The organism is Flavobacterium erigeronis, from assembly GCF_054075165.1.
Window position 1 is genome coordinate 458,834 of the sequence record NZ_JBSKGP010000003.1, and the last position, 12,145, is coordinate 470,978.

A 12,145-nucleotide genomic window follows, 5' to 3' on the forward strand; every position below is an offset into this window, starting at 1 on the left:
AGTTTAATTCTTTCTAATGAAAAAAATCATTTTAATTATCTGCTTTATATTATCAGCTCTTTTCTTTTTGAGTTGTTTTATGTTTCCTGGAGTCGATTTATGGCTCTAAAAAAGTATCCAATTAATTTATAGAAAACGATAAATTAATTGGATTATCTGTTTTCTAACCAGCTTAAAAATACTGTTGCTTTTTCTTTTCCTACCAATATTTTTTCTTCTGTCGGAACACTTAATTTCACGATTATTTTACGCGAGAAATAATGTTCTGCTTCTCTTATAGCTGAAAAATTAACCAAATACTGTCGGTTTATTCTAAAGAACTGAATTGGCGATAAAAGCTTATGAATTTCGTCTAATGATTGTGTTAATGGATATTCATTTTTATCTAAAGTCATAATCGTAGGCGTTTCATTTTTGATAAAGAAAAACGCTATATTCTCCGTTAAGACCGTCTGATATTTGTTGTTTTTGAAAACCAAAAAACTGCTTTTCCCTTTGTTTTCTCCATTTCGCGTAAGCAAATATTCAAAATCGGGCATCGCTTTTTTATTTCGCTGAAAGAAGTTTTTCAGTTCTCCTGCTTTTTTCAAAGCTTGAGAAATACTATCTCTTGAAAAAGGTTTTAGAACATAATCAATTCCGTTTGACTTGAAAGCTTCGATCGCATAATCGTCAAAAGCAGTACAGAAAATCACAGGTGACAGAACCTCAACATTTTTGAAAATCTCAAAACACTGGCCGTCTGCGAGCTGAATATCCATAAAAATAAGATCGGGCTGATCGTTTTCTAAAAGATAATCAACCGCTCCATCAATGCTTTGTATATACGACAAAATCTGAACATCAGGTCTGATGCTCAGAATTAGCTGGCCAAGCGCTTTGGCCGTTTTTACTTCATCTTCAATTATTATGATATTCATAAAGGAGTGGTATTTTTACTTTAAAAGTGGTTTCGTCTTTGTCAATTTCAATTTCCTTATGAATCAGGTGCATAAAACGCTGGTTGATATTATCTAAACCGACACCTGTAGAAATAGCGCCTCTTTTCAGCTGAATTTTATTTTCAACAACCAGAAATTCATTTTCGGTGTACAGCTTTATTATCAAAGGTTTATCTAAAGAAACGATATTGTGTTTGATACAATTTTCAATTAATAACTGCAGCGAAAAAGGCGGAATAGCCGAGTCGTATTGTTTGGGATCGATTTCTTTTTCTACCGCAAATCCGTCTTCAAAACGCGCTTTTAGCAGATAGACATACGAATCTAAAATCTGAAGTTCTTCGCTAAGCGGAATCAAATCCATTTTTCGGCTTTCTAAAGTAAAGCGATAAAAATCAGATAATTTCAAAATAAAATCTGAACTCTGCGGATCTTGAATATCGACCATCGACTTCAGCGTATTCAAACTATTAAACAAAAAATGCGGATTAACCTGTTGTTTCAGCAATTCGTATTGAGCGCCTAGATTTACTGCTTTTGTACGTTCTAATTCGACTCCCATTTGCTGCGTTTGGTAATTTTGAAAAAGCAAATGCAAAAACATATAAACAATAAGGTTGATCAAAACTCCACGAAGTTCGAACATAATCGGTGCGTCCATCTTTGACACCTGAAAAAGTTCCTGATGTGCAATTACGAGAATTACCATCAACAGAATCCCCATTACAACACTCAGCAAAAGTTTCCAGTTAAACAGACTTCTATTAGCACGTTGCGACGAAAATTTGGGCAAACTATAAATATTGTAATACCATATAAAAAGAGAAAACAGCAGGGTGATCGAAGAATTTATAACAAGATCATGAAGCGTAGAATCGGCATCAAATAGCTTGGGTATCGAAGCCATAACCGCCAGCGCGATAGAACTTCCCCAAATGACTTTTTGAGAAACCTGAAAGCGTTTAACTTTTTCCATAATTTAAGGTTGTTTTTTGATCTTGCTCTGCCAAAGATAGGTTTATTTTGAAAATAATTTTAACACATAGAAACATAGTTTTTCTTTGCGCATAAAGGCGTTTCACTTGTATTAATTCACATAGATTAGTTTGTGTTTTTTGTCATTCCCAGAAACAAAAAAATGATTTTTCTCCCGCAGATTGTGCAGATCGAGCAGATTTATTTTATTTTTAATAACAGAAACGTATAAGTATAGTTTGTCATTTCGACGAAGGAGAAATCTTCGCTAGAAACTCTACAAAGATTGGCGACATCCTGTACGGAGCTACTTGTAGAGATTTCTCCTTCGTCGAAATGACAATCAGAACGTAGTGTATTGGTGTTTAGTGATTTAAACAAACATCTGCGTGAATCTATTCAAATCTGCGTGAAACAAAAAAATCTCCTTAATCTGCCAAATCTGCGGGAAACAAAAACTACACTCGATTTACTCCCAAAATAGCTCCAGTTCGACTATCCTGAACAAAGCCAACCACTTCAAAATCCTGAGTATTGTAATTCTTAGGCAAAGCAATTGTTGTGCTTCCTTTTGAAGTTTTCAAATCAATAGTCTGCAAACGATGCACGATCTGAAAATGCGATAAAATGCGATGTGCATTCTCTCCTCTTTTTACATTGCTTTTTGCCGATTTCTGAACTATTGCAACCAATAAACGGCTATTTTTCAAAGTCCCATTAATACTGTAATTCAGCGTTAATTTATCATTTTGCTGTTTGGCTTCTAAAGACAAATCAGTTGCAGCAGGTTTCGAAAGCGCCGATTTTATTCCGTTCCTAAGACTTGTTTCTTGAGAACCTATGTAATCTGTTTTTCCGTTAATGATAACTTGCGGCGTGTAAATTGGTTCTTTTCCTAAGAATTGAGCGTAATCGTATTGTCTTTGCGTATAACTAGCATTGCTGAAAATATCTTTCCAGCCTTGTTTATCCCAGTAATCTACGTGATACGCCAGAACATAAACATTTTTATCGCGGTATTCATTCTGGATTTTTCCCAACAATTCATCTGCCGGCGGACAGCTTGAACAACCTTCTGAGGTATATAATTCTAAAAGGGCGAAACCTTTTTTGTCTGAGTTTTGACTGAAAATGCTGTTTCCTGTTAAAAGAAACAGCACTAATAAAGCTGTTATTTTTTTAATTTCTTTCATTTCCTTAGTTATTGTTTTCCTGCAAGGTTTTCAAAACCTTGTAGGTATGATTTGAACATTCTAAAAAATTATAAAAACCTACAAGGTTTTGAAAACCTTGCAGGTTAACGACTAATTAAAGAATATTAATTTCTACAAAAATATTTCCTCTTGTAGCTTTAGAATACGGACAAGTTTGATGTGCTTGAGCCGCCAAAGCTTCTGCAGTCTCAGTATCTATTCCTGGAAGGCTGATATTTAATCTCGCTTGAAGCGAATATTCTCCTTCCGTTACACACAAATCGACTTCGGCATCTACCGCAGTATCAGCAGGAAGTTTAACTCCTTGTTTTGCTGCCGCAATTCCTAAAGCTCCGATAAAGCAAGCCGACCATCCTGCAGCAAATAACTGCTCTGGATTTGTTCCCGGACGCGAAGATCCCGGTGCGCTTAATTTGATATTCAATTGTTCGTCTGAACTTTGAGAAGCTCCTTCTCTACCGCCTGTTGTGTGTGTTTTTCCTGTGTATAAAACTTTTGTGTTCATGATTCTAAATTTTAGATTGTTGATTTTAGATTTTAGATTATTTTAAAATTGTAATTAAATTTGATTTTTGATTGAACTTGTTAATTATCTAATTGTCTCATTGACTAATTATCTAATTCACTAATTATCTCAATTGAGTAACATCAATTATCGCTTGCGCAAACGCCTTTGGATCTTCTTGCGGAACGTTGTGTCCAATTCCTTTTAAGATTCTGTGTTCGTATTTTCCTGTGAATTTGTTTGCATACGCTTTTCCATCCGCGAAAGCGCCGTCAAAATCACTTCCAATTGTAATGGTTGGAACTTTAATTTCTGGTTTTACTGATAGACGTTTTTCTAAAGCATCGTATTTAGATTCTCCTGCTTCTAGAGATTGTCTCCATCTGTAATTGTGAATCACAATTGCCACATGATCAGGATTGTCAAAAGATTGAGCTGTTTGATCGTAAGTTGCTTTGTCGAAATTCCATAGCGGAGAAGCAATTTTCCAAATCAATTTATTAAAATCGTAAGTGTTTTGAGTGTAACCTTGTTTTCCTCTTTCGGTTGCGAAATAATATTGGTACCACCATCCTAATTCAGCAGTTGGAGGAAGCGGTTTTAAATTTGCTTCTAAATTCACTACCAAATAGCCACTTACAGAAACCAAACCTTTTACACGTTCTGGCCAAAGTGCTGAAACCACAACCGCTGTTCTTGCTCCCCAATCGAAACCGCCAATTACAGCTTTATCAATTTTAAGTGCATCCATAAAAGCTATAATATCACTTGCTAAAGCCGCTTGCTGACCGTTTCTAAATGTGTCTTTTGAAAGAAAAGTTGTTGTTCCGAAACCTCTTAAATAAGGTGTAAAGACGTGGTATCCTTTTGCAACCAGAATCGGAACGACTTCGTTGTAACTGTGAATATCGTAAGGCCAACCGTGAAGTAATATTACTGGAGTTCCGTTTGCTGGACCTGCTTCGGTATAACCAACATTTAAAAGTCCAGCGTTGATTTGTTTTAAAGTTCCTAGCGAGTTGTTTATTTCTATAGTTTTTTGTGTTGAAGTTTGTGCTTGAGTTAATGCTGTTCCCATAAAAAGGATAGCGATTAAGATTGTTTTTATTGAAATGCTGTTTGTAATTTTTAAAATCGTTTTCATAATTATTTGTTTTTTAGTATTTGATTATCAGTTAATTTCTTCGTCAAAGGTATCTTGACATTGCTTGTTTTGAAAGGAGAAAAAAGGTGAAGTGGACAAAGTTGGGGTTGAAATGGACAGTATGTGTTTTTGCTACGAAGGCACTAAGTCACAAAGTTTTTTTTATATCGTAATTTCTTTTTCACGCAGATTTAAAAAGATTACAGCAGGTTTTTTTAGATTTTTATTTTTATGATAATCTGCTTGATCTCCAAAATCTGCGGGAGAAAAATATTTCAGTATCTGCTAAATCAGCCAAAATCTTTTTAAATCTGCGTGAAACAATCTACTTCACCAAAGTCAAAGTCGGTTTTCCTTTTTCTACAATATAAGTCGCCAGTTCAGCTGCTTTAGCATTCGTATTATTTTTAGCCGAATGCACCACGCCTGCCGGAATAAAAAGCACTTCTCCAGCTTTTAGCGTTACTGGTTTTTCGCCTTCAATTTGATATTCTAAAGAACCTTCCAGAACATAAATTACTTCTTCTCCTGGGTGAAAGTGTTTTCCAAATGCAGAATGTGCATCAAAATCGATTCTAGCTTGAATGGTTTCACGTCCAGGAATACTTAGATCGTGTTTTTGCAAATCGGTGCGTTTTACTCCTGTTTGCGCCGTAATCTGATTCGGAACTAAAAAGGCTATGATTCCTAAAATAATAATTGCGATTACAATCCATGTTTTTTGTTTTTTCGTTTCCATAACTTTTGATTTTAAATTATTTGTTATCAGTTAATTTCTGAGTCAAAAGTATATCGGTAATGCTTCTTACGAAATGAGAAAATAGTTCAAGCGGACAAACTTCAGGGTGAAACGGACAGTCTGTAAGTTGTTTAATGCTGGTGAGTTTTTACCGCAAAGTGCGCAAGGATTTTTTACTTTTGGAATCTACAAAAACACAAATAACGCAAAGCTTTGTGGATAAAACTGATGGAAATTGCTCGCAAAGGCGCAAAGACGCAAAGTTTGTTTCACGCAGATTTTAAATGATCTTAGCAGATCTAGAAAGATTTTTTATAAATAATCTGCGCGCATCTGCTGCAATCTTTTTATCCCGATAGCTATCGGGAGCGTGAAACATACTTAATTCTAAAATAACCTTTGCGTCTTTGCGACTTTGCGCGATTAATAAAAACTCAGCTTAGCGAACTTAAAACACTCTCTAAGGCAAAAATCCTTGCGCACTTTGCGTTTGAAATAAAAAAAATCAGGTTTAGTATTGCTACCATTCCTGATTTTTCTGAATTATAATTACCCTTTTACTCTTTTATCTTCTTCCTCTAAAGCCTCCCCCGCCTCTAAAACCGCCACCGCCGAAACCACCTCCACCGCCACCTCTTTGGATGTTTTGAAAGTTACGCGTTTGCATTTCTCCGCGGTCTCTTGAAAAAGCAGAACGATCGAGGTCGTTTGTCACATCAGGGCGTCCAGCTTCTCCAAGCGGTTTATCAGGATGCCCAAGCGTTTGATCTTCTTTAGGGAAATTATCTCTTTGGATTCCGTCACCCATTCTAGTTTCGCCGCTTAAATTACCGCGTTGTGCTCCGTCGCCTATTCTGGTTTCGCCTCCTAAATTTTGATTTGCTCTCGGCTGAATTCGTTCTCCTGCTCCATTCGCTCCTAATCCTTGATTCGGTTTATCACGCTGAATACGCTCTCCTGCGCCATCTCCACCAAGTCTCTGATTGCCTCTATTCTGAATTCCTTCACCAGATTTTTTGGACGAACCTAAAGTTCCTGCCTGTGTCCAGCCACCGTTTCCATTATTATAATGGCTCCAGTTTCCATTAGCATCTCTTTTATACACGTGACCATCGTGACCTGCATATAGATTATTATTGGTATGAATAGTAGTTCCTCCGCCACGATGATGCGTAATTACACCTTCCTGTCCTCCCGAAGTTTTATAACCAACTGCTGTTCCGCGTCGAGTTGTAATATGTCCAGTCTGCGCCCATTGATTGCCATTTGTCGCAGCAGAATGTCCCCATTGCGCATACGCATTATGACCTTGATTAGTTCTGGCATAATTTCCAGTCCACGGGTTATAAGTGCTTGCCGCAGTACGGCCTCCATACCAACCCTGAACACTTGCAGAACGTCCGTATCTTCCTGTTGCCGGATTATACCAAGCCGAAGTTCCAGCAGCACCATATGGCCCGTAAACACGTCTTCCGGCCGCGTAACCACCTGTCCACGGATTGTAAACCGCTCCTCCTCCATACGCGTAAGGCCATGGACGATAAATTGGATATAATCCGCCATAGTACATATAAGGCGGATAATACCATCCTGTACCATACGTCAATATCGCGCCAAACGTAGCACCTATAATAAAAGCGCCCAAATAACCTGCAGTCGAACTGCTTTCAACTGTAGTATCTGTTGTCGTTTGCGTTACATAGGTCACATTATATACAGGCGAACTCGGCGGAATCGTATAAATTTCTTTCGGAACAGAATCGGCTGTTTTCCAAGGTCCGTTTGGACTAGTCGACATAAACCAAACCGCTTGAAAACATAAATAGTACAAATCCCCAACTTTTATAATTTTCTCTTGAGTGTTGCTCGCATACTGCATTTTGGTACCTTCAATAGGTTTAAACTGAGGCGTTCCACCATCGTACGTTACTTTAACCTTTGCTTCAGCATCCGATTTTTTCAAAATAGCAGTTGTCGGAACTTGCGATAACATTACAGCATCATTCGCTTCCTGCGTTCCTGGCACAGACGACAACACATTGGCACGTGGAGAATCTTTCGGAATCTTAGCAAAATCAGCTGGCAGACTATTGCTTGCGTACGACCATGGTCCCGTTAAAGCTTTAGATTTAAACCATCTTCCCGATAATAATACATAATACTGTCCATCAGCTTCACTGGCAAAAACATCATTTTCGGTATTATCAATATACATCAATTTAGTTCCGTCAATTTTTACAAACTTCGGATTTCCGTTTACCGCAATCAATTCCGCAGGTTTATTACTGTAAAAAACCTCTGGCGCACCTCCAGAAGAAGGCGGCGGAATCATTTTAATCACATCATCAAAATTCTGTCCCGAAGGCAGACTGCTAAAACCAGCAGGCAATTTGGTCGTTTTCGTCCATTTGCCTTCAACACTTTTCGAAGTCAGCCAAATATTATCTACCAATAAATAATAATCTTTTCCCGCTTTATCAAAAAACAAATCCCAGTTGGTATTCACCACATATTGGATATCCGATTTATCAATAGGAACCAAAACCGGTTCTCCCTGCACGATAAGCAAAATCGACGGATTGGTGCTGTAAAAAATCGCAGGCGGATCGTTTTTGCCCGCAATTCCTTTTGGCGGACTTTTAGTATGATTTAAATCTGCCAAAATACGATCTACAGAAATCGGATCTCCACTTTGAGGAAGCGTTTCTTTAAACAGCTTTTCCATTTCTGGAACCTTCTTTTTGTCCAGAGCAGGAAAACGCACATCAGTTACCTGAAGATTTTTAATAAAAGCGCTTCTATTGTCTTTGTCTACCAATGTTTCCGCTTTTAAAGAAGCCACACCCAAAACTTGTTTCCCATCTTTTGGAGTCAGCGAAAAAGCCACACGCGCCGTAAGTTCTTTAAAATCCTTCCAGTCATCTACCTGAGGCTGATAATAAACCAGTTTCGCACCGTTATTCTCAGCTTCGCGTGGCCAGCCTCTATCGGCAATCAATGCAGTGTCGGCGCTATCAGACTTTTCAGTTTCCGCATTCAATTGATCTTTATCTTTCTTGCAGGAGAACAAAATCGTACTCAGACAAACTGCAATTAGTAGAAAAGCATTTCTCATAAATTTAAAAGTTAGATTATTCATTAAAAATTTATTCTTCGGTCGTCTTATAAAATTGATTCGTATAAAATTAAATTCACCGCACAAAAAAAACTAGCATTCAGTCCGTTACTTTGTTTCAGATTGTAATTTGAAACCAAATTGTACGCAAATCTTCATTCTTATGCTGATCTAAAGTTTAAATCTGCTTTTATAAAGTGAGGTTGGAAGTGAGGATTTTTATTAGGAGCTATTTCCTGCTATCCGCTATATCTTTTCCTTGCTAAAGAAGCAAGAAAAAGTATACCGCTCCTATCAGGGCTAGGGTTCTGGTTTTCAGAAGAATGATTTTTGGAAATCAGTTTTTATATAAAAACCAAATTGAGATATAGTTTCTATTGGTTCAATTAACTAGCCAAAACTTTAAGTCCTTATTTGGATGCAGAATAAAGGTTTTGTTTCTTAGGTTATTTTAAAAATACCGTGTAAATACTTGATATTTGGATTTTAATAATTATTAGACTTGCTGAAATAAATTAATACATTACGGATTTCCATAATATTACACCCAATTAAATGGAAATCTTTGTAAAACAAAGGCAAAGAATAATTATATGATGAGAAAATTAGTTTTAATTAGTAAATCTTCAGAGTTTATTTTCAAGGCAAAAGAAATGGCTATCTATTATTTTGTTAATTAAAGAACTAGAAGAATTACCATAAAACTAAATTATGATAATGATTATATTTTGAATTATATTTTGGAAAGAGATGTAAACTAATAAAATTCCTAAACTGCTAACAGATAAAAAAATAAATAATCTACAATAATTAAGTATTATTGTGCAAATAACTAAAACATTAACCGATTTCCTTAAAACTAATAAATCGATTTTCTATTACAACTATAATGACGAAAACTTTACTTACAAGGATTAGTATTCTAAGCCAATATAATTCTAAAAATAAAACAATACTCTGGGAGGATCCTGCAAATAATCGCTGGGAGAATATTTATGGACAACTTGTTGAAAATGATAACGCAATTTTTATCTCAAATGATAAATTACTCATTGGAAAAATTAGTGAAGTTAACTATGGAAAAAGTTTATTATGCATAAATATTGAGGAAATAAATTGCCAAAATGATCAATTTCTAAGATTACATAATGCTTACCCCGAGCTAATTTCTAGAGTTAAAGCCAACTTTCAGCCTTTCATTCATCCTATACAACTAGATTTAAATCAGCTTATAATAGATGCCAGAAATCAAAATTTCATAAACTTCTATATTATATCATCACAAGAAAAATATATTGAATTATCTCAATCTTTTAGAGAAAATGATCGTATCGTCCTATTAGATGCTAATCACAGTTTTCAAAATGTAAAAAGTAATTCAAAGGAAGGCTTAATTGATTTCCCTAAAGAATTAGATATTAAGATAAGTATAGAAGGATTGGTAATTGATGAAGTACTTCAAAAAAATAAAAACTATAAACGTAAAAGTGTAAAATCAAACAATGTTTCAAGGATAGAAAAAATAAAGAAAGAGATTCATGATAATGGTATATTTAAGTTCACCTCTTTTTTTACATATCATGATACTTTATTCAACAAGCGTGTCTATCAAAAAAAAGAAGGAAAATCAAAATCAAATATAGTTAATTTAAGTCATAACGAATCTATTTTTAAAGTTTCAATGAGTCCAAAAGACATTGATGACAAAGCCTTTAATTTCTTCAACAACAACTATCTTATTATAGTTCATAGTCAAACTAAAGCGAAAGGAGTTTCTTCCCAAACGCAAGGAGAAACATTTAGACAAGAAATGAAAATTGGAGATTACTTTTACATGTGCAGAGGTAATTACAATTTAGAAGTAATAGGTAGAATAACGAGCGATGCTTCTTATTGTGAATATGAAGATTATGGCGATGATGGCTGGCTACAACGATCCTACGAAATTGTTTCGGAAGCAATTAAAGAAGAGCCTTATAATGATGATAAAAAATGGTGGACGCCTAATGATAATTCTACTTGTATTATAATACCTAATAGAGAGATTGAAGAAGCAAATTCTAAATTATTTATACCTTATTTTGATACTCAATTTGAAGTAAAAACTCAATCTTTAACAACAAATAATATAAATAAAATTATGCCTAAAAATCTCAATTTAATTCTTTACGGCCCTCCTGGAACTGGAAAAACTCATAAATTAAAGCATGATTTTTTTTCTCAATTTATTGAAAGTAGCAAAGCTGTTTCAAAAGAAGAATTTCTAATTGAAAAAATTAGCAAATTAACTTGGTGGCAAGTTATTGCTCTTACGTTATATGTGGAAAACAAACAAATGTCTGTCCCACAAATAAAAGAACATCAATTTATAAAAATAAAATTAAATGCTTCTAATACTGAAAGTATCGACCAAACTTTATGGGGACAACTTTCACAACACACAATAAAGGAATCTAAAACTGTCGACTACACAAAACGTACATATCCGTTAATTTTTAATAAATTTCCTAATTCACTTTGGAAAATAATTCCAGAAAAAAAAGAACTTATTACCGATATATGCGAACTAGGTAATGAGATTAAAAATTATACGAATAAGTTAGAAACAAAAAACAACTATGAATTTATAACTTTTCATCAATCCTTTACATATGAAGATTTCATAGAAGGAATAAAACCAAGACTAAACGTGGAGAATCAAGAAAGCTCTGATTTAAGCTATTTTGTGAGAGATGGTCTTTTTTACAAATGTTGTGATGAAGCAGCTAAATTGGCTGGTTTTTCAAGTTTGTCAGACTGTATTTTAAATTATAATAAAGAGCAAAGAAAGGAAAAATTTATTGGGGCTCCACCTTTTGGATTATTCATTGACGAAATTAATAGAGGAAATGTATCATCAATATTTGGCGAATTAATTACACTTATCGAAGCGGAAAAAAGACTAACTAAAGATGAAATAATTGTAAAATTACCATATTCAGAAAGATATTTTTCAGTACCACCAAATTTATTCATTATTGGAACAATGAATACAGCAGACAGAAGTGTAGAAGCTTTGGATGCTGCTTTAAGAAGACGTTTTTGTTTTGAAGAAATGCCTCCTGATTATAATTTAGAAGGATTAGAAAATGAAATTTTTGGTCATAAAGCATTTGAAATACTTGAAAAAATCAATTTAAGAATCGAAAAATTATTGGATAAAGATCATAAAATAGGTCACTCCTACTTACTTAATAAAGATGAAAATTCTATCATAGATTCTTTTTATAACAATATCATTCCTTTACTTCAGGAATATTTCTTTGGAGATTATAGTAAAATTGGGTTAGTATTAGGAAAGGGCTTTGTATGTTTGAAAGAGTCTAACAAAGATTCGAATATATTTGCCAAATTTGACGATCTTGATAATGATTTTGAAGATAGAAATATTTATGAAATTATTGACCATAGATTTAAGCTTGATGAAAAAATGAAATTTGGTCAAGCCATACAAGATTTAATGAATAAGTAAT

8 protein-coding genes are annotated in these 12,145 nt (G+C 34.6%); 1 reads left to right on the plus strand and 7 read right to left on the minus strand.

Features of this window, described 5'->3' with window-relative positions; all coding sequences use genetic code 11:
- Window positions 1-152: 152 nt before the first annotated feature.
- From ACWA1F_RS08585 to ACWA1F_RS08615, 7 genes are all read right to left on the minus strand, one after another.
- Window positions 153-920 (minus strand): LytR/AlgR family response regulator transcription factor, encoded by a 768-nt coding sequence (locus tag ACWA1F_RS08585; protein ID WP_456893288.1) that lies wholly within the window; start codon window positions 918-920, stop codon window positions 153-155.
- Window positions 901-1,917, minus strand: a complete 1,017-nt coding sequence (locus ACWA1F_RS08590) for a sensor histidine kinase (RefSeq protein ID WP_456893290.1) — start codon at window positions 1,915-1,917, stop codon at window positions 901-903. The genes ACWA1F_RS08585 and ACWA1F_RS08590 overlap by 20 nt, the downstream gene beginning before the upstream one ends.
- Window positions 1,918-2,374: 457 nt before the next feature.
- A complete protein-coding gene (locus ACWA1F_RS08595; protein WP_456893292.1) occupies window positions 2,375-3,109 on the minus strand; it encodes a DUF1223 domain-containing protein in 735 nt (244 codons plus the stop codon).
- A gap of 115 nt (window positions 3,110-3,224) precedes the next feature.
- Entirely contained in the window at window positions 3,225-3,635 is a 411-nt protein-coding gene (locus tag ACWA1F_RS08600; RefSeq protein WP_456893294.1) for an organic hydroperoxide resistance protein, read from the minus strand.
- A gap of 124 nt (window positions 3,636-3,759) precedes the next feature.
- On the minus strand, window positions 3,760-4,779 hold the full coding sequence (locus ACWA1F_RS08605; RefSeq protein WP_456893296.1) for an alpha/beta fold hydrolase: 1,020 nt from the start codon (window positions 4,777-4,779) through the stop codon (window positions 3,760-3,762).
- 325 nt (window positions 4,780-5,104) lie between these two features.
- The gene (locus ACWA1F_RS08610; protein WP_456893298.1) at window positions 5,105-5,518 is read right to left on the minus strand and encodes a cupin domain-containing protein; all 414 of its coding nucleotides are present in this window, start codon (window positions 5,516-5,518) and stop codon (window positions 5,105-5,107) included.
- A 565-nt stretch (window positions 5,519-6,083) separates the two neighbouring features.
- The gene (locus tag ACWA1F_RS08615; protein WP_456893300.1) at window positions 6,084-8,633 is read right to left on the minus strand and encodes a hypothetical protein; all 2,550 of its coding nucleotides are present in this window, start codon (window positions 8,631-8,633) and stop codon (window positions 6,084-6,086) included.
- 889 nt (window positions 8,634-9,522) lie between these two features.
- On the opposite strand from ACWA1F_RS08615, the gene ACWA1F_RS08620 reads away from it, so the two are divergent.
- Window positions 9,523-12,144: an McrB family protein gene (locus ACWA1F_RS08620; RefSeq protein ID WP_456893302.1), complete on the plus strand. Its 2,622-nt coding sequence runs from the start codon at window positions 9,523-9,525 to the stop codon at window positions 12,142-12,144.
- Window position 12,145 lies beyond the last annotated feature (1 nt).